General features: G+C 60.7%; 13 protein-coding genes and 1 other annotated feature (1 of these 14 running past the window's edge). Of the genes, 1 reads left to right on the forward strand and 12 read right to left on the reverse strand.

The window, feature by feature from the left end:
- Window positions 1–30 precede the first annotated feature (30 nt).
- From CIC07_RS16140 to CIC07_RS25690, 11 genes are all read right to left on the reverse strand, one after another.
- A complete protein-coding gene (locus CIC07_RS16140; RefSeq protein WP_076354664.1) occupies window positions 31–1101 on the reverse strand; it encodes a glycoside hydrolase family 76 protein in 1071 nt (356 codons plus the stop codon).
- Between the two features lie 126 nt (window positions 1102–1227).
- A complete protein-coding gene (locus CIC07_RS16145; RefSeq protein ID WP_076354662.1) occupies window positions 1228–2745 on the reverse strand; it encodes a glycoside hydrolase family 76 protein in 1518 nt (505 codons plus the stop codon).
- 64 nt (window positions 2746–2809) lie between these two features.
- The gene (locus CIC07_RS16150; protein ID WP_076356860.1) at window positions 2810–3697 is read right to left on the reverse strand and encodes a carbohydrate ABC transporter permease; all 888 of its coding nucleotides are present in this window, start codon (window positions 3695–3697) and stop codon (window positions 2810–2812) included.
- 48 nt (window positions 3698–3745) lie between these two features.
- Window positions 3746–4633, reverse strand: a complete 888-nt coding sequence (locus tag CIC07_RS16155) for a carbohydrate ABC transporter permease (RefSeq protein ID WP_076354660.1) — start codon at window positions 4631–4633, stop codon at window positions 3746–3748.
- A 109-nt stretch (window positions 4634–4742) separates the two neighbouring features.
- Entirely contained in the window at window positions 4743–6056 is a 1314-nt protein-coding gene (locus CIC07_RS16160; protein WP_076354658.1) for an ABC transporter substrate-binding protein, read from the reverse strand.
- A gap of 74 nt (window positions 6057–6130) precedes the next feature.
- Complete coding sequence (locus tag CIC07_RS16165) at window positions 6131–7423, reverse strand: glycoside hydrolase family 125 protein (RefSeq protein WP_076354656.1); 1293 nt, start codon at window positions 7421–7423, stop codon at window positions 6131–6133.
- Window positions 7424–7696: 273 nt separating this feature from the next.
- Window positions 7697–8869 (reverse strand): GntR family transcriptional regulator, encoded by a 1173-nt coding sequence (locus tag CIC07_RS16170; RefSeq protein ID WP_076354654.1) that lies wholly within the window; start codon window positions 8867–8869, stop codon window positions 7697–7699.
- A 180-nt stretch (window positions 8870–9049) separates the two neighbouring features.
- Complete coding sequence (locus tag CIC07_RS16175) at window positions 9050–12025, reverse strand: ComEC/Rec2 family competence protein (RefSeq protein WP_076354652.1); 2976 nt, start codon at window positions 12023–12025, stop codon at window positions 9050–9052.
- Window positions 12026–12166: 141 nt separating this feature from the next.
- Complete coding sequence (locus tag CIC07_RS16180) at window positions 12167–12706, reverse strand: deoxycytidylate deaminase (protein WP_076356858.1); 540 nt, start codon at window positions 12704–12706, stop codon at window positions 12167–12169.
- Between the two features lie 173 nt (window positions 12707–12879).
- The gene (locus CIC07_RS16185; protein ID WP_076354650.1) at window positions 12880–14193 is read right to left on the reverse strand and encodes a homocysteine synthase; all 1314 of its coding nucleotides are present in this window, start codon (window positions 14191–14193) and stop codon (window positions 12880–12882) included.
- 58 nt (window positions 14194–14251) lie between these two features.
- A complete protein-coding gene (locus tag CIC07_RS25690) occupies window positions 14252–15013 on the reverse strand; it encodes a ComEA family DNA-binding protein (RefSeq protein ID WP_076354648.1) in 762 nt (253 codons plus the stop codon).
- Between the two features lie 253 nt (window positions 15014–15266).
- On the opposite strand from CIC07_RS25690, the gene comER reads away from it, so the two are divergent.
- Complete coding sequence (comER, locus tag CIC07_RS16195) at window positions 15267–16106, forward strand: late competence protein ComER (RefSeq protein ID WP_076354646.1); 840 nt, start codon at window positions 15267–15269, stop codon at window positions 16104–16106.
- Between the two features lie 123 nt (window positions 16107–16229).
- Here comER and leuS read toward each other — a convergent pair whose 3' ends face one another.
- Window positions 16230–18671, reverse strand: a complete 2442-nt coding sequence (gene leuS, locus CIC07_RS16200) for a leucine--tRNA ligase (protein WP_076354644.1) — start codon at window positions 18669–18671, stop codon at window positions 16230–16232.
- A 67-nt stretch (window positions 18672–18738) separates the two neighbouring features.
- Window positions 18739–18869: a binding site (T-box leader), on the reverse strand (it continues 111 nt past the right edge of the window).

Raw genomic sequence — 18869 nt, forward strand, 5'->3', positions numbered from 1 at the left:
CAGCCTCCACAATGACGATTATACGAACGGTCATGGATACGTCCTGCCGGAACCCGGCATCGCCGCCAGAGCTTTCTTTTCCATCGCCGCCAGCTGCTCCAGCAGCATGATGCCGCTCAGCTGGGCGCTCAGCGTCACTCTTTCCTCCGGCGGCTCCGACCAGCTGGTGCTGAACACCTGGCGCTGCGGATCGCGTCCTCGGCTCCACAGCGAGGAGGCTTGAGCTTCCAGCAGGTCAATGACGGCCATCTCCTGTGGAGCTTCGGCAACGAGCTCTCCCAGATACCGGACGAGAATGCCCTTGAACAAGCCGCCGTCCCCATCCCCTTCCTCGGGAAGCAGTCCGCTCGCCGGATCGACCAGCTCCCTGCGCATCGCTTCAGCCGTGCGCAGGGCGTCCTGCAAATAGCTGCCATCGCCCGTAATCCGGTACAGCTCCACGCCTGCGCCGATATGGACCCCCTGGCAATACGTGAACTTCCAGTCCTTGTCGATCGTCCCGTCGCCGGTGCGGTTCATGCCGTCCCATACGAAGCCGGTCGCCGGATCGACCAGGCTCTCTTTCAGCCATCCGTATATTTTGAGCGCCCATTCCAGATCCTCCGGACGGCCCGACAACCGGTGCAGCCTTGCCGCCAAAATGGCCGCCGGCGCGTTGGCCGGCGTGTTTTTGTAATCGAGCTGGGACTTCTGCCAGGCGATGCCGCCGCCCATATGGCCGTTCCAGCCGGTCTGGATATCGGCCCAGAGAATATCGACCGTTTCCTTGTATGCCGCATGGCCCGTCGCCTCAAACGCCCTTAGCCAGGCGATCGCCATCCATTCCATATCGTCGTAGAGCTCGTTGGGCCACTCGCCGCCATTGCGGCGGACAATGCCGTCATGAAGCTCCGCCAGCCGATCCGCATAGACGGAATTTCCTGTCCGGAGATAGCCGTCTACCAAAGCGTCGACGGCATGAGCCATCCACCAGTAGTGGAAAATGGTGTTGCACGCCCCGTCGGGGCAAGGAATTTCGATGTCGTACAGTTGAATCGAAGGATTCCAGTACAAGTTCTCCAGCGCCCGCTGCGACTGCTCGGCTCGTTCTGCCCAAGTCATGCTGCTCACTCCCTGTCTCTTGCAGGCGGAATCGGGAACCCTTGCGCGGATGGCCGACAGCTTCCCAGGGCTCCGCACAAAAACAGCTCCATGCCCGCCCGCTTCTCTACTCCTGCCTCTGTCCCTCTACAGTCCGGAAATCTGATCCAGATTCACATAATTGCTGTTGCCCTTGCTGCTGTCATAGCCGATGACGATCGTATTGAACCCCGCGTTCAGGTTCACGTTCAGCGTCACCGTGCTCCATGTTCCCCAGCCGCCTGTGCCCGGCAGGCTGAGATTCGCGGCCGCGACGGAGCCGTTGACCGATACATAGCGGGAAGCGTTGCCTGCTCCCGCCGCGTAGCGGATCGTCACAGTCCTCGTGGAGGCGCTGTTCTGGTTGACGTTGAACGTGACGCTCGTGCCGTTCGTGTTCCATCCGGCCAAATACCCGCGGCCCGAGTAGCCGGACTGGACCGCCTCCGTGCCGATTCCGCTCAGCCTGGCGTTCTCGGCCTCATAGACGCCGTTGCCGGCGATGTAGCCGGTATAGTTGTCGGCCGGGACGAGCTGCAGGATCGAGGCGCCGGCAGCTGCCGCCAGGCTTTGCACGTAGCCGGTTCCGGTCGGCGCCGTCCAGTCGCTGCCGATGACGTTGTCCGAGGCGCGGCGGTGGTTGAACGCCTGTGTCGCATTTTGCTGCAGGAAATTCAGGTAGGAAGCATTGTTCGTGGCGATGCGCAGCTGGTTCAGGTTGCGCGCGAACACCATTTTGAAGCCGGCCCCGTCGTCCTCCCCTTCGTACGGCAGCGAATAGGAGAGCGTCATATTGTTGATGACATAGTTCGCGGCGCTGTTGGCGTCGGTCAGGTAGCTTGCCGTGCCCGTCGCTTGGTAGAGAGCCAGCGCCGCTCCCAGGAACGTGCCGTAGTTGTACGTGAAGTCCCAGTTGACGGCCGTGCCGCTGCCGCTGCCTTCGATATGGTCGTTGATTTTGCTGCCGGATACGAGCCGGGATTTCAGCCAGGCATACAGGCCCTGGGCTTTGGTCAGATAACCGCTGTCGCCCGTCGCGTTTTTCAGCTTGATGGCGGTCATGATCATCGGCGCGTTGGTCGCGACGTTTTTCTGGGGCGAGGTTCCATCCCGCTTCCACCAGATGCCGCCTCCGTACGTGCTGTCGTTGAAGGCATAAATCTGATCGAACAGGAAGGAGGCCCGATTCCGGTATTCCGCCGTTCCAGTCAGCTCGTAGGCCCGCATGCAGGCCAGCGCCCACCAGCCCAGATCGTCGTTGAAGTCATTGGCCATCATGTCGGCGTACTTGGCGTTGAAGCCGGCATACACATCGTCGATCATCGTCCGGTAGACGGAGCTGTTCGTCCGCTGGTAGGCGTCCATCACCGTTTCCCACAGCTGCGCCTCCCACCAGAAATCGGTGTACAAGCCTCCGTTCGGCCCGCTGGCATGCGAGTGGACGGCGTGATCGCTGTTCGTGTAGAAATAGTTGGCGGAGGAATCGTAAAAGGTGCTGATCAAGCCGTTCATGGCCGTATCCGCATTGGCGGCCGTGAACGCGGCAGCCGGCTTCGCTCCGCCGAAGGCCGGCAGCGCGAGCGCCGCCGCAACGGCCAGAATAACGATGCGTTTTCCCAAGATCATGTACAAGCACGCTCCTTTGGAAATGGTTTTTATGCCCGCCATTCGATTCGCAGCAGCCGGCTCGTCACCCCTTGGTGCCGCTGAACGCGATGCCTTGCACGAAATACTTCTGAAGCATGAGGAACAGGATAAGAATCGGCAGCGTCGCGATCAGCGCGCCCGCCATCATCGGACCGAAGTCGGTCTGGTGGTTGTACGAGAACGCCTGCAGCCCCATCTGGATCGTCGCCTTCTGGGGATCGTTCAGAATGATCATCGGCCACAGGAAGCTGTTCCAGCCCGCCTGGAACGTGAAGATGCCGAGCGTCGCCAGAGCCGGCTTGGTCAGAGGCAGGTAGATGTTCCAGAAAATCCGGAACTCCCCGCAGCCCTCGATCCGGGCCATCTCCATCATGTCCGACGGCAACGTAAGGAAGAACTGGCGCATGAAGAACACGGCGAACGAGCCGGAAGCTCCCGGCAGGATGATGCCCCAGAATGAATTGAGAAAGCCGTGGCCGCCCGCCCCGCCGATATCGTTGCCGCCGATCAGCGGAAAATGCATCAGCACGTAGAAGCTCGGGATCATCGTCACGATGCCCGGAATGACCATTGCGGCCAGCAGCACCTTGAACAGCGGCTTGTTCAGCCTGAAGTTCAGCTTGGCGAAGGCGTAGCCGCTGAGCGAGCCGAAAAACAGGTTGCACAGCACGCCGCTCGCCGCTAGGATGAAGGAATTGAGGAAATACAGTCCGAACGGAACCGTCGTGAACGCGCTCCGGTAATGCTCCAGCGTCAGGCTGGACGGAATCCATTTGATCGGGACGGAGAAAATCTCATCGCTCGGCTTGAACGATGTCATCAAGCTCCAGAAGAAGGGCAGGAACATGCCGACGGATATGAGTATAGCGGCCGCGTAGAACGTTATTCTCGACAGAGCCTTCCGGGCCGCGAAGGCTGTCGTTGCCGGCATTCCGGCGCTTGCGGCCGGCAGGGATGGTTCAGCCATGATGCATCCTCCTTACACGACAGGCTCTTCGGATTTGGTCACGCGCATGTTGACGAACGAGAAGATCAGGATCGCCAGCGCCAGCACGAACGCCTGCGCGGAGGCATAGCCCATCTGCAGCTGGTTGAAGCCTTGCTGATAGATCAGGTATACCGGCGTTTTCGTCACGTTGCCGGGACCGCCCTGCGTCAGCACGAACGCCTGGTCGAACAGCTGGAGCGCTCCGATGATGGACATCGTGCTGACCAGGAACGTCGTCGGACGCAGCTGCGGCCATGTAATGAAGCGGAACCGCTGGACGGCGTTCGCCCCGTCGAGCTTGGCGGATTCGTACAGATAGTCCGGAACCCCCTGCAAGCCGGCGATGTAGATGACCATATTGGACCCCACCGCCTGCCAGAGCGTCACCATGATAATGGACAGCATCGCGGTTTCCGTCTGCGACAGCCAGGCCGGCCCCGTGACGCCTATATACCCGAGCAGATTGTTCACCAGGCCGAACTCCGGATGCAGCAGCCAGATCCATACGGTCGCGGCCGCGACCGCCGACGTCAGCGTCGGCAAGTAGTTCATCGTCCTGAACAGCTTGACGCCGAGCCGTTTGAAGTTGAGCAGCAGCGCCAGAAGCAGCGACAGGATGATGTTCAAAGGAACGAAAATGACGGAGTAGAACGCGACGTTTTTGAAAGTCGTCCAGAACAGGTCGTCCTTGAGCAGCCGCTTGTAATTGTCCAGCTTCACGAAATCCATCCGGCTGACGACATCATAGTTCGTAAAGCTCAAATAAAGCGCCATTGCGACCGGAATGACGGTGAAAGCGCAAAACAGCAGCATCGTCGGCGTGATGAACAAATAGGCTGTCCGGGCCTGATGCTTGTTGAGATTTCCGATGGAAGACATGGCACTCCTCCTTTCGCCCTCAAGGAGGGCTTGCGGCAAGCAGACGCGCGGCGGGACGGGAAGCTAACGGCTCCCTCGCCCGCCACGGTCTTGCGGCCGTTGATCGTTCTTACTTGGCGGCTTCGTTGTCCGCCAGCAGCTGGTCCCCGCGCTGCTGCGATTTTTTCAGCGCATCGTCCGCGCTCAGCTTGTTCTGCTGGAACAGCTGCAGATTCGGGATGAGGCCGTCATTCTCCATGACCGAGTATCCCGGATGGGCCGGCCGGATCTTGGCGATGTCCAGCGTTTCCAGGAACGGCTTCCAGAACGGATCGTCCTTGAAGAACGGATCCTCGAGCGCCGGCTTGTAGCCCGGGATGTTCAGGCTCGTTTTGGCCCACAGCAGCGCGTTGTCCTTGTTCGCCGTCCACCACTTGACGAACTCCCAGGCTTCCTGCTGATGCTTGGAGCCCTGCGGAATGACCAGGCCGAAGCCGCCCATGACGCTGCCTTTGTCGCCGTTCGGCCCTACCGGAGGCGGAACGATGCCGAAATCGAGGTCTTTGCCGTATTTTTTGTATGTGCTGAGCATCCATGGCCCCGTATACTGCATCGCCAGCTTGCCGGTGACGAAGGCGTCCGTGCCTTCTCCAAGGCCCTGCTCGAAGCCGACCTTGTACACCTTGTCCTTGTTCAGCAGGCGGTCCCAGAACTCCAGAACCGACCTTCCCTTGTCGTTGTTGAAGTCCGTCTTCTTGCCGTCCTCCGTCAGCATCTGGCCGCCGGCCTGCTGCAGGTACATATTGAACAATCCGTTGTCGCCCAGGGAGAAGCCCGCGACTTCCAGCTTGCTGCCGTTCCACTTGGTCGTTTTGATCGCCGCCTGCTCCAGTTCATCCCAGGTTGTCGGCGGCTTGACGCCAGCTTCCTCCAAAATCTTTTTATTGTAGAAGAGAGCGCGCGCATCGACAGTCAGCGGAAGTCCGTACAGCTTGCCGTCGTAGGACAGCTCCTTGAGCGCCTCGCCGTAGAAGTCATCCTTGTTGATGCCGTCCTTGGCCAGGAAGTCGTCCACCGGCGCCAGCACGTTTTTCGGAGCGTACAGCGACGTGCGCCATCTGTCCCAGAACAGGATATCCGGAGCCCCGCCGGAGGTGGAGGCCGTCAGGAATTTGGTGATCATATCCTGTTGAAGCACATATTTGACCTTGATTTTATCCTGGGATTTATTGAAGGCGTCGACCATCGTCTCGAACTGCTTCTGGCCTTCGCCGCCCCAATCGCCCCAGAACGTCAGCTCGACCGGCTTGCCGCTCCCCTTCGAATCGCTCTGGCCGGCTGAATTGCCGGCTGCCGCGTCCCCTCCCGAATCGCCATTGCCGCAGCCTGCGGCCGTACCGAGAAGAACGGCGGACATGGCAAGAACGGATATCCATTTTTTCATGTTGAAGCCTCCCTTTTGTTGTGGACCTCTTCTATAAGTTCCGAAGGCAAGTTCCCTCGGCTTGAAACCGCGTCTCAAGTCTTGATCTCGATGCCGGCGTAATCCAGCAGCAGCTCGCTGAACATCATATTGGCCCATGAGAACCATGGCCGGGTGAAGCGGGACGGATCGTCGGCGTGGAAGCCCTCATGCATCAGTCCTGTGCCGGCGGTTGTCGCCTCCAGCAGCTGGAGCAGCCGCAGCTTCTCCTCCCGGGAATCGGCGGTCAGTCCTTGCATCGCCAGCGCGATCGGCCAGATGTAGCCCGCGGGTGTATGCGGACTTCCGATGCCTTCCGCCACGGCGCCCTTGTAGAAGTACGGATTGGCCTCGCTCAGAATCATGCGCCTCGTATTCCGGTAGATGGGATCATCCTTGTCCGCATAGCCCAGATAAGGAATGGACAGCAGGCTCGGCACATTCGCGTCGTCCATCAGATTGCAGCCTCCGAGACCGTCGGTCTCGTAGACATAGACAGGCCCGTATTCGGGATGCTCGCAGATGCCATAGGCTCGGATTCCCCGGTCGATCTCCTCCGCCAGCGTCTTGGCTTCCTCCGCTAGCTCCTCGTCTTCCATGACTTCTGCCGCTATTTCCGCGAGGCGGCGGAGAACCACGACGGCGAACATGTTGGAAGGAATCAGGTAGCCATATGCGCAGGCATCGTCGCTCGGCCGGAAGCCGCTCCAGGTCATCCCGGTATAGGCGGTCGGACTGCCCTTGCCGTCCCTGCTCAACGTATCGCTGTCGGGGCCATGGAACCGCTGAAACCGGTAAGGCGATTCGGTTTCATGATGCTGCTCGGTCCGCCACAGTCTCAGCACCGCGGAAGCCGCCTGCCGGAAGGTTTCATTGAAGTGCGAGGTGCGGCCCGTGTTCCTCCACAGCAGGTAGCCGAGCTGCAGCGGATAACAGAGGGAATCGATCTCGTATTTCCTTTCCCACAGCCAAGGACTCATCTCCGTCTCGTCATCCTGATGGCCGGCAGCATTCGGAGCTTCATTGAAAGCGTTGGCATACGGATCAAGCAAAATGCATTCCAGCTGCCTGCGGACCAACCCTTCGATCATGTCCGCCAATTCCTCGACCTCTGCCGCCAATGCCAGAAAAGGGCGGACCTGGGCGGCGGAATCGCGAAGCCACATAGCTGGTATATCACCTGTTATAACAAATGTGGTGCCATCGGGCATTCGTTGAATGGTCGTGTTCAGCGTGTTGCCGAAGCAATGGTCGAATATCGCCGTCATTCCAGGAAAATCAGGCAAAATCTCCTTTATTTCTTGCTGCAGCCTTTCAATTGAAGAACTGCTCCCTGCAAATATCCCCATCTGTCCGCCCTCTCCTGTCCGCTTCGATTCTGAAGTGAACCGCTTTCATTTGATATTGTCATTATAGGTTTCTATAAGTTAGTATGTCAATATGTATTTTTAGATCATTTATATCAATAGTTGTACTATCCAAAATCATGAATAAAGCCAAGCCGGAACAGTCTCTCCTTCATCCCGCCTGCCTCCATCCGTAAGAATGGCCATAAAAACAAGGCCAACCGGATATTCCGGCTGACCTTTGATCAAATCAAAAAAAGCCTCTGGTCGAGGCTTTCACAAGTAGGTCTGAGCGTTCCGCGGAACAGGTCCGGTAGAGCCGCTCCGAATGAGAGCCGCCTCCAGCATGATCTTGTTCGGCACGGCTTGCCCGTCGATCAGCTTGAGCACGTTCTCGAAGGCGAGCCTCCCCATCTCCGTCTGATTCTGTCTCAGATGGGTGAGCGGGAAGCGTCCGTTCGTCTCCGGACAATCGAAGCAGAGGACGGACAGATCGCCGGGAACGGACCGGCCCATTTCCCGGGCGGCGTCCATCGCCAGCTGGCCGATGTTGTACTCCGTCGCGAATACGGCGGTGATGTGCGGATGCTTGCGCAGATGGCCGACGATCCGGCGGATATCCTCCAGCCGGTTCTCTTCCGTGTTGGCCTGCGGAAGCGTCGAGGCGATGTCCTCCAGCCATATGTCCCGGTCGACCATGATGCCCTTCTCCGCATGCGCTTGGATGAATCCCTCGATGCGCTCCTCGATCGCGGTTGTGTCGGTCGGCGGCGGAGTCAGGAACGCGATGGACTTGTGCCCGAGCTCGAACAGATAGTTCGTTCCCTCGCGGGCCGCTCCCGCATTGTCCGTTGAGATGGAGCCTGCGGATATTCCTTTCAGATGGCGGTCTACAAGCACGAACGGAAACTGGTTGATGACGAGCTTCAATATCTCCGCATTGAAATATTCGCCCTGCGCCGGGAAGATGATCAATCCGTCCACTCCGAGCTCGAGCAGCCCCTTGATCGCTTCCTCTTCGATGGAGGGGATGCCGAAGGTGCGCCGGAGCACCAGATAGCAGTCCTGCTCGCGCGAGGCCTCTTCCATGCCGTAGATCAAGCCGGTTCCGTAGCTGTCGGCAAAATCGGTAATGACAAGGCCGATCAGCAGCTTGCCCGTCTTCTTGCCGTTATGCGAGAGAAGCGGATGCTGAGGCTGCCTTCCCGCCGCCCGGAGGGGCGGCTCCTCGGATACGAACGAGCCTCTGCCCGGCTGGCGGACGATGTAACCTTCTCCGGCCAGAAGCTCGAGAGCTTTTTTGCTCGTGATGCGGCTGACCTTGTATTCTTCGCCGAGCTCTTTTTCGGAAGGGACCCGGTCGCCCGCCTTGTACTTCCCTTCCACGATCTGGCCGCGCAGCGCCTCGACTATTTTCTCGTACATCGGTTTGGAATGTTCGCTCGACATTTCAGGCCTCTACACCTTTCCTTGCGGTCAAAAATGACAACCTGCTTCAGCAGCAATTTATACTAATATATCATGGTATATGCCATTTGCCAAGGCTGTTGGATGACACGAGGCTCATGGAACATAGGAGCAAAGCTAAATACGGAGAAGCCGCCTGCTCATGGGAACACAGGGCAAGGCTCATGGACGGAGAAGCCGCATACGCAAAGACTCCTTCCGGATTTCAAACTGGATCTCGCCGTCAAGATCCGTCCGAACCGCTAGGATGCGCGCCTCGTGGAGCCTCTCCATCGTATCGGCGCTTGGATGTCCGTACCGATTGTTAAGTCCGGCAGACAGAACGGCGATCGTCGGCTTCCAATAGGCGAGCCAGAGCGGAGAGGTAGAGTTCTTGCTTCCGTGATGTCCGGCCTTCAGCACATCCACGGACGAGGTTGGCCTATCCTTCTCGGTAGTCGTTAACGTTAATGGCTGACCGCTCCTGGCTTCCCCTGAAAGGTGGTCGAACCCGGCTTTCGTTGAAGCTTGTCCAGGCTTGGCTTCCGCTGAAGCTTGCCGGGGCCCGCTTGCTGCTGTGGACGGCAGGCCTTGCTCAGTTGCTCCTCTTGAAGGCTGGCCGAACTCGGGTATGCTCTCCCGAATGAGCTCCTGCTCGCTTGCAGAGCCGAGATCGCCAGGGAGCAAAAAGCGCCTGCCATATATGGAAACCATGAGCACGATGCTTTCCTCGTTTTGTTCCTCCTCAATCGCCAGTTCCCGTTCTCCCTTGGCAGTGGATGCTTGGCTGCTGGCGGCAAGCGGCCATAGAACGTCCAGACGGGTCGAGGCATCCGCCTGCCGGCTCTGGCCGGATCCGGCGGAGTAGACCGGAATGTCCAAGTCGACGGCAGCCTGCAGGATCGGCTCCGCCTTGCCCGCTTCCTTCAGCGTTCCATTCCACAACAATCGGCGAACGGGGATGGAATCCAGAACGGCAGCCAAACCTCCGATATGATCCTGATCCAGATGCGTGGCGACGAGGAGATCGATATGATGAACGCCACGTTGCATAAGCAGCGGTACCAGCGTTTTGCGTCCGATCTCATACGGATCGCGGCGGATTCGCCAAGGCTCCTTGCCGAAATCCATCGTTCCTCCTCCATCGATGAGAATGACTTTGCCCGATGGCGTCCGGATCAAGGTCGAGTCTCCCTGGCCGACATTCAGGAAATCCACTTGCGCGCTGCGGCGAGGCCAATCCGGGTGATAGGCATGGAACAGAAGAAGAACGACAGCCGCAAAGCAGGCAAAGAAGCAGAATCCCGGACTGCGCAGAAATCGAGGCGCCTCGTTGGTGAATGTTCGAAAGAGACGATCGACAAAAGCGGCCGGAGTTATTTTTCCGCCCGAAGATAGGGATTTAAGATCGTAATCTCGCCTGCTGCCGCCCGGCGGGCCGCCATGCCGATTATTTTGACAATCGGATGCCGTCAACCATCGATCCGCATTTCCACCTTCAGGCCAATGAGGTTCAAGATGACCGGCATCAGGGAGCGGCCCTGTCTCGTCGCCGGAAGTCTCCTCTGGACTTGGCTGCCGCTTTTCCTTCCGGACGCGTCTCCAGGCAGCCGAAGCAGCGAGCAAGCAGGCAAGCGCGCCATACCAGGCAAAGATCCACCAAAGGGACGGCTTGGCCCAGATTGTCGCCCCTCCTCTCCAGGAGCTCATGCCGTCCACGACCCGGAATGACCAGTCGTTCCCTCGAGAGGATAGGGCTGCGATGACATGCGACGCCCCCGGCCATATAGGCTCAAGCAGCATGACAGCCGCGCCGGCCGGCATGATGAGGAGGCTGATGAACGGCACGAGCAGCAGGTTGGCCGGCAGCGAAAGCAGATGGAACTGGTTGAAATAATAGATCGACACGGGAAAGGATGCCGCTTGGGCGACGACTGTCACGACAAGCGAGTCGAGCAGGAACCGGCCTTTGCGGATGTGTGGAAGCAGCCGGTTCACAGCCGGCACTCCGAGGATCAGGCCTGCGGTGACGATGAAGCTGAGCTGGAAGCTCACGCTTTCGATCAGGCGGGGATCCCAGAGCAGCATCAGCACGGCGGAGGCAGCGAGCAGATGAAGGCCGTCCTTCAGCTTGCCTGCACGCGCTGCAGCCAGCCCGATCAGCGCCATGACGCCGGCACGGATGATGGATGGAGCGGCTCCTGTCAGCAGGACGTACGGCGGAACGGCGAGCATGAGCGCAAGCAGGATTTGTTCTTTGGTCAGGCGGCAGAGGCGAAGCAGGAATCCCAGCAGGCCGAGCATGACGGCGACATGCATGCCGCTGACGGCCATGATGTGCGTCAGGCCGAGACGGGCGAAGCCGGCGTAAAGGCCGGGATCGATGTCGTCCGAGTCGCCGAGGACGAGAGCTTTCATGTATCCGGACTGCGAGGCCGGGTACGAGCGTTCCAGCGCGGAGCCGAGCTGCGAGCGGACCGCGTCCGCGCGTCCGAGCAGCGCGGCTGCGCTCCAGGGGCTGCCGGGCGAGACGTCTGCCGCGCCCGCGCCCTGGACCTGCAGCAGCCAGTGGATGCCCTGGCTGCGCAGGTAGCGCCGGTAGTCGAAGCCGCCGCGGTTGGCCGGCCCCGCCGGCAGCTGCAGCGCGCCGGAGACCGCGATGCGGTCGCCGCGCCGCCACTGGCGGGCGGCGTCAAGCTCCGCCTCGCGCAGCAGCTTGACGCGCACGAGCAGCCGCTCGCGCAGCCGCTCCGCCTGCTGCGCGTCCCCCGCGCGGACGGACTGCGCCGTCATGCGCAGCTGCACCACGTCGCCGTCGATCTCGACCGGCGACGCAATGACCCCCTCCGCCACGGCCGGAACGTCCGTCGGCGGCAGCTGCGCCGAGGCGGCGGCGTACAGGGCGGACAGCGCGGTCGCGGACCGCGCATCCGCCCACAGCCGCTCGCCTGCGGCGAGGGCATAGGCCGCCAGGCAAGCGGCGGCCAGCCCGGGACGGGCCTGACCGGCGAGCGCCAGCGCCGCCAGCAGCAGGCCCAGGCCCAGCCCGGCGCTCAGCGCTCCGCCGGGACTCCAATACGCCGCCGCGGAGCTGCCCGCGACGAAACAGACGGCCGCCCACAATAGCGGCCTTCCGTCCATATAACCTCTCGCTTTCATTCTCCCGCTCCTTTCCTGCACAACTAAAAGCACCTCCACGATTCTCCGTAAGGAGTTCTCGTGGAGGTGCTTCCTCCGAATGTCAGGCATCAGCCTTCAAACTTCAGCCTTAGCCCTATCAAATCCAAAATCCGCCGCCCGCTAATCCGTTACGGCAAGCCCCGCCTGCGGCGGAGGCTCGTAGCCTTCCAGCTGCCGGAAGCCGATTCCCTTCTGCTCCATCAGCGCCCTGACTTTCTCCGAGTCCTTCGGATAGCCGCGATGATAGACGATCTCGGAAATGCCGCTGTTCGCCAGCATGTTGGCGCACGTCCAGCAAGGCTGGTCGGTCACATAAACCGTCGAGCCTTCCCGGTCGCTCCGGTCGGTGAACAGAAGCAGGTTCTGCTCGGCGTGGATGGTGCGGATGCAGCGCTGCTTCTTGACCATATCGGCCTGGCCGTCCGTAATCCGCTGCTCCCATTCCTCGACGATCATGCAGCCGGCCTCGGAGCAGTCGGCGACGCCCATCGGAGCTCCGTTGTAGGCTGTACCAAGCAGCTTCTTGCCCTGGACGAGCAGCGCTCCCACGTGCCGCCTTGGGCAGCGCGATCGGGTCGATACCATATAGGCGATGTCCATGAAATAGGTGTCCCAGTCTTTTCTTGCGGCATCCTGCTGGACGGCGGATGTAGTCGGCATGCGGTGCAGCCCCTTCCCTGTCGGTTCCTGTTGAATTCCATTATAGCGAATGCAGCGGGAAAGCGACAATCGGTTGATGCCAAGCCAAATGCTTCGGCCGATCAGCCTCATGGAAGTGCTTCAGCTCCGCATGAACCGTCTCCTTTGTCATGAACCCAAAAGGCTCGATCCGATCAGGAGCCGCTGGCGACCTCGCTCGTCTGGCTGGCGGCGATCGCCTGTCCGAGATCATCCAGGATGTCGGCGATTCCTTCCGTGCCGATGGACAAGCGGATCAGGCCCGGCGTGACGCCGGACGCCAGCTGCTCGTCCGGAGACAGCTGCTGATGCGTCGTGCTCGCAGGGTGGATGATGAGAGACTTGGAGTCCCCGACGTTCGCCAAATGCGAGAACAGCTGCACGGAGTTGATGATCCGCTTGCCGGCTTCGATTCCGCCTTTGATTTCGAAGGTCAGGATCGCTCCTTGCCCTTTCGGCAGATACTTCTGCGCCAGCTCATGCGACGGATGTCCGGGCAGGCCGGGATAGCTGACGGATGCCACCGCGTCATGGGCTTCCAGATACCGGGCGACTTCCAGCGCGTTGGAGCTGTGGCGTTCCATCCGCAGGTGCAGCGTCTCCAGTCCCTGCAGCAGCAGGAAGGAATTGAACGGCGAGATGGCGGCGCCAAGATCGCGGAGAAGCTGTACGCGCGCTTTGATGATATAAGCCAAAGGTCCGACGGCATCCGTGTATACGAGGCCGTGATAGCTCGGATCCGGCTCCGTCAGGCCAGGGAATCGGCCGCTCGCCAGCCAGTCGAATGCTCCGGCGTCAACGATGATTCCTCCGATGGAGGTGCCGTGTCCGCCGATGAATTTGGTCGCCGAGTGGACGACGATATCCGCGCCGAACTCGATCGGCCTCAGCAGATAGGGACTCGGGAACGTATTGTCCACGATGAGCGGAACGCCGTTCTCATGCGCGATCTTGGCGACGGCTTCGATGTCGAGCACGTCGCCTCTCGGATTGCCGATCGTTTCGCCGAATACGGCTTTTGTCTTATCCGTGATCGCTGCGCGGAAGTTCTCGGGATCGGAAGCGTCCACGAAGACCACCTTGATGCCGAGCTTGGGCAGGGTATGCGCGAACAGGTTGTATGTGCCTCCGTACAGGCTGGACGAGCTGACGATCTCGTCGCCTGCCGAAGCGATATTGAGAATCGAGTAGGAGATGGCGGAAGATCCCGAGGAAACCGCAAGCGCTGCCGCTCCGCCTTCCAGCGCCGCAACCCGCTTCTCGAATACGTCGCTGGTCGGATTCATGATGCGGGTATAGATATTTCCGAACGATTTCAGTCCGAACAGATCCGCCGCGTGGTCGGTATCATGAAAGCCGTACGATGTCGTTTGATAGATGGGCACGGCCCGGGACAGGGTGGTCGGATCGATTTCTTGGCCGGCATGGACGGCCAGCGTTTCAAGAGCAAGCTTGCGAGGTTCAGTCATCTTCTTAAAACCTCCTATATCGGGATGAAATAATGGAATTATGCCCATTCTCTCACATTCATGGAAGGACGACAACTAGATCTTTCCATTTCTCCACGATTTTCGGACCGATTCCCTTCACCGTCTGGACATCCTCGACCGATAGAAAAAAACCGCTTCGTTCCCGCTCCTCGACGATCGCTTTCGCTTTGGCGGGACCTACGCCGGGCAGCGCATCGAGCTGCTCGGCGCTAGCCCGGTTCAGGTCGAGCCTACCATCCGACGCGGCGTATCCGCCGGCTGCTTGTCCGCTGCCCGCGCCCTCTCCGCTTCCCGACGATCCCGCCGCTCCGCCGCCCTCTGCCTTGATTCCCGCCCCGTTGTTGGCCGCATCGGCTCCAGTAACGCTTGAGCCGGCCGCTCCGCTTCCCGCGCCTTCTCCGCTGGCCGTGCCGGCAGCGGCAGCTTGTCCGGTAAGGGAACTCCCGTCCGATGGGGAGCTTTTCCCTGCTTCGCCGCCTTGAGCCCCTGCCGCCCCGGCTCCGCCAGCAGCTCCTCCTGCGGCGGAGCCGGTTCCTGCCGCAGCCTCGCCGCCGGAACCGGCTTGTCCGGAAACCGCGCCTCCCTCCTCTATCCCCGTTCCGCCGCTCGCCCCGCCGCCGCCCGATGCAGCTTCCTTGGCGGACATCGCCTCCGCCAACGCCGCATTCACTTGAACCCAGCCGGCCGGCTCGGAATCCCGCGGCTGCTGAAGCCCGAAGGCGATCAGGCCGGCCCCGGCCAAGCCGAGCGCCAGCACGGCCGTTTTCCGGCCCCGCCTCCGCGATCCATATCTCTCCACAAGCATGCTCCTCCCTGCCTTCCGGCAATGATTCGTGAAGGTTTTCCTTTCCTCGACATGTTTGCCGAGCCGTCCTGCATAGAGTACTAACAATCCGCCTTCCGCCCTGGATAAGAAACGCCTCCCGGGAACGGATGGTCAGAAGGGGCATAGGGGCCGGCACGGCTGGCCGCCGCATTCTATCCCCATGCGGGACGTCCGCCACTCCCGGCTCCGGCCTGGAGCGGACTCCCAGCTCGCAAGGAGGGATCCCATGAAGATCGGATTTATCGGCACGGGCAGCATGGGCAGCCTGCTGGTGGATTCATTCATCCGGTCGGGCGCTGTCGAAGCTTCCGATGTCGTCGTCGCCAACCGGACTTTCCATAAGGCCGAACGTCTCGCCGCGCAGCATCCCGGCGTTGCGGCCGTTCCATCAAGCCGCGAAGCCGCACAGCGGAGCGACTGCCTTTTTTTGTGCGTCAAGCCTTCGGAATTCAAATCCGTCCTGCAGGAAATCCAGCCGTCCGTCCGGAGCGACCAGGTCGTCGTGTCCATCACCAGCGCCGTGCTCATCAGCCATCTGGAGGACCAGCTCCCCTGCCGCATCGCCAAAATCATCCCCAGCATTACGAACGGAGTGTTGAGCGGCGCCTCGCTCTGCATGTTCGGCAGCCGCATGACCGTCGCAGACTGCTGCTACCTGGAAGGCATCCTGTCGCGCATAAGCGAGCCCTTGCTCATCGACGAGCAGTACACCCGGATCGTCTCCGACCTGTCCAGCTGCGGTCCGGCCTTCATCTCCTTCCTGCTGCAGCGCCTGATCGACGCCGCCGTCGAGATGACCGGCATCGATCCCGACGAGGCGGTCGCCATCTCCAGCGCCATGCTGCTCGGCACAGGCAAGCTGCTGACCGAAGGGGGCATGACGCCCGATGAATTGATCCGCCGCGTCTCGGTGCCGGGCGGCATTACCCAGCAAGGCCTGCAGCTGCTCCGGCAGGAGACGGACGGCATGTTCCAGAAGCTGATCCGCATCACCCACGACAAATTCCGCGAGGATCTCGAAAAGGTCGAAGCTTCCCTATACGGCGAAGAGGTGAACGGCCCCTGAGGCGTTCGCGCATGCGAAACCTCCAGGGCCCGTTCACCTCTTCCGGGATGCTTTCCTCAGAAAGAGCCTCCGGCGGCATTTCCCTCCTCTCAATCAAGGAGGCCAGCCGCCTTCGGAATCACTTTAATTGGCTACGATATTGACGAGCTTGCCTTTGACTGCGACGACCTTGCGGACCGTCTTGCCTTCCGTGAGCTCCTTCACCCGAGGGAGCTCTTTGGCGATCCGTTCCATTTCGTCCGTATCGGTATCGGCCGCGATGGATACGCGCTCGGCGATCTTGCCGTTGACCTGCACGACGATCTCGACCTCCTGATCCACCGTCCAGGCTTCTTCATAAGAAGGCCATGCCACATACGTGACGGATTCGGAATGGCCCAGCTTCTCCCACAGCTCCTCGGCGATATGCGGAGCGAGCGGAGACAGCAGCTGCACGAGGTTCTCCATGGAACGGCGCGGCAGCGCATCGGCCTTGTAGGCTTCGTTGACCCAGATCATCAGCTGGCTGATCGCGGTGTTGAAGCGCAGGTTGTCGAAGTCGTCCGACACCTTCTTGATGGAGCGATGCCACACCCGGTTCATCGCGTCGCTTCCTTCGGCATCCGAGATTTTCGGATTCAGCTCGCCGTTCTCGCCGACGAACAAGCGCCAGACGCGGCTGAGGAAGCGGTGCATGCCCTCGACGCCGCTCGTGTTCCACGGCTTCGTCGCTTCCAGCGGCCCCATGAACATTTCGTACAGGCGCAAAGTATCGGCCCCGTATTCGCCCACGATGTCGTCGGGATTGATGACATTGCCGCGGGATTTGCTCATCTTCTCGTTGTTCGTGCCGAGAATCATGCCTTGGTTGACCAGCTTGTGGAAAGGCTCCTTGGTGTCGACGACGCCGAGGTCGTACAGCACCTTGTGCCAGAAGCGCGCGTACAGCAAGTGAAGCACCGCATGCTCCGCCCCGCCGATGTACAGGTCGACCGGCAGCCATTCCTTCTGCTTCTCGGCGGAGCACAGCTCACGGTCGTTCTTCGGATCGATGAAGCGCAGGTAATACCAGCAGCTGCCCGCCCATTGCGGCATCGTGTTCGTCTCGCGGCGAGCCGGCAGGCCGGTCTCCGGATCGGTCGTGTTGACCCAGTCCGCAACGTTGGCGAGCGGGGATTCTCCCGTGCCGGAAGGCTTGATCGCGTCGACATCCGGCAGCACCACCGGAAGCTGGTCCTCCGGAACCGGCTTCATCGAGCCGTCCTCCAGATGGAGGATCGGAATCGGCTCGCCCCAGTAGCGCTGGCGGCTGAACAGCCAGTCGCGCAGACGGTACGTCGTTTTGCCGCGGCCCTTGCCCGTCTCTTCCAGGCGGCTGATCATGGCTGCGATGCCTTCGCTGTTGGAGAGTCCGTTCAGGAAGTCCGAGTTCACATGCGGGCCGTCGCCGGAGAAGGCTTCCTCCTCGACGCTGCCGCCCTGCACGACCTCGATGATCGGCAGGCCGAACTGCTTGGCGAATTCCCAGTCCCGCTGGTCATGGCCCGGCACGGCCATGATCGCTCCCGTGCCGTAGCCGGCCAGGACATAATCCGCGATCCAGACCGGAACCTTGGCTCCGTTGACCGGATTGACCGCGTAAGCTCCCGTGAAGACGCCGGATTTGTCCTTCGCCAGGTCGGTGCGCTCGAGATCGCTCTTGCGGGAAGCCGCCTCGCGGTAGTCGGCGACCGCCGCCCTCTGTTCCTGCGAGGTGATGGAGTCCACCAGCTCATGCTCCGGAGCAAGCACGCAGTAGGTCGCGCCGAACAGCGTATCCGGACGGGTCGTGAACACCTGGATCTCCGCCTCGGAGCCGTCGACCGCAAACGCGACCTCCGCCCCTACGGACTTGCCGATCCAGTTGCGCTGCATGTCCTTGATGCTTTCCGACCAGTCCAGCTCCTCCAGGTCTTCGAGCAGGCGCTCGGCATACTCGGTAATTCTCAGCACCCACTGGCGCATCGGCTTGCGGATGACAGGATGATTTCCGCGCTCGCTGAGGCCGTTGATGACTTCCTCGTTCGCCAGCACGGTGCCCAGCGCCGGACACCAGTTGACCGGCACCTCCGCGACGTAAGCGAGGCCTTTCTTGTACAGCTGGATGAAAATCCACTGCGTCCACTTGTAATAATCCGGATCGGTCGTGCTGATCTCGCGGTCCCAATCGTACGAGAAGCCGAGCGACTTGATCTGGCGGCGGAAGTTGTTGATGTTCTTCACCGTGATCTCTCGCGGATGCTCGCCGGTATCGAGAGCATGCTGCTCAGCCGGCAGGCCGAAGGCGTCCCAGCCCATCGGATGCAGCACGTTGAAGCCCTTCATCCGCTTGTAGCGGGAGACGATGTCGGTCGCCGTGTATCCCTCCGGATGGCCTACATGCAGGCCGGCTCCGGACGGGTATGGGAACATGTCAAGCGCGTAGAATTTCGGCTTGCCCGAGTCCTCCGTCGTGCGGAACGTCTTATGCTCATCCCAATGCTGCTGCCACTTCGGCTCCAGCTTCTGCGGGTTATAACCTTGTCCTTCGATTCTTTCCTGACTCATGGCCTATGCCTCCTGTTCATTGTGCGGGGGCGCAAACGCAAAAAACCTCCCGTCCCAGCGATTAATCGCTAGGGACGAGAGGTTTGAATTCCCGTGGTACCACCCTAGTTGGCGCCCGGCATGCTTTGCCGCGGACACCCACTCATGAAGCCCTTAACGCGGGCCATGCGGCAAGGCTGCTCCGAATCCGGAATTGAC

Source organism: Paenibacillus sp. RUD330 (assembly GCF_002243345.2).
Taxonomy (GTDB): domain Bacteria; phylum Bacillota; class Bacilli; order Paenibacillales; family Paenibacillaceae; genus Paenibacillus_O.

What these genes read in the sequence shown, in the direction of transcription:
- CIC07_RS16165 (WP_076354656.1), bottom strand. Translation starts at nt 7,423, where the DNA reads ATGGGGATATTTGCAGGGAGCAGTTCTTCAATTGAAAGGCTGCAGCAA.
- CIC07_RS16160 (WP_076354658.1), bottom strand. Translation starts at nt 6,056, where the DNA reads ATGAAAAAATGGATATCCGTTCTTGCCATGTCCGCCGTTCTTCTCGGT.
- CIC07_RS16140 (WP_076354664.1), bottom strand. Translation starts at nt 1,101, where the DNA reads ATGACTTGGGCAGAACGAGCCGAGCAGTCGCAGCGGGCGCTGGAGAAC.
- CIC07_RS16155 (WP_076354660.1), bottom strand. Translation starts at nt 4,633, where the DNA reads ATGTCTTCCATCGGAAATCTCAACAAGCATCAGGCCCGGACAGCCTAT.
- CIC07_RS16145 (WP_076354662.1), bottom strand. Translation starts at nt 2,745, where the DNA reads ATGATCTTGGGAAAACGCATCGTTATTCTGGCCGTTGCGGCGGCGCTC.
- CIC07_RS16180 (WP_076356858.1), bottom strand. Translation starts at nt 12,706, where the DNA reads ATGCCGACTACATCCGCCGTCCAGCAGGATGCCGCAAGAAAAGACTGG.
- leuS (WP_076354644.1), bottom strand. Translation starts at nt 18,671, where the DNA reads ATGAGTCAGGAAAGAATCGAAGGACAAGGTTATAACCCGCAGAAGCTG.
- CIC07_RS16175 (WP_076354652.1), bottom strand. Translation starts at nt 12,025, where the DNA reads ATGAAAGCGAGAGGTTATATGGACGGAAGGCCGCTATTGTGGGCGGCC.
- comER (WP_076354646.1), top strand. Translation starts at nt 15,267, where the DNA reads ATGAAGATCGGATTTATCGGCACGGGCAGCATGGGCAGCCTGCTGGTG.
- CIC07_RS16170 (WP_076354654.1), bottom strand. Translation starts at nt 8,869, where the DNA reads ATGTCGAGCGAACATTCCAAACCGATGTACGAGAAAATAGTCGAGGCG.
- CIC07_RS16185 (WP_076354650.1), bottom strand. Translation starts at nt 14,193, where the DNA reads ATGACTGAACCTCGCAAGCTTGCTCTTGAAACGCTGGCCGTCCATGCC.
- CIC07_RS16150 (WP_076356860.1), bottom strand. Translation starts at nt 3,697, where the DNA reads ATGCCGGCAACGACAGCCTTCGCGGCCCGGAAGGCTCTGTCGAGAATA.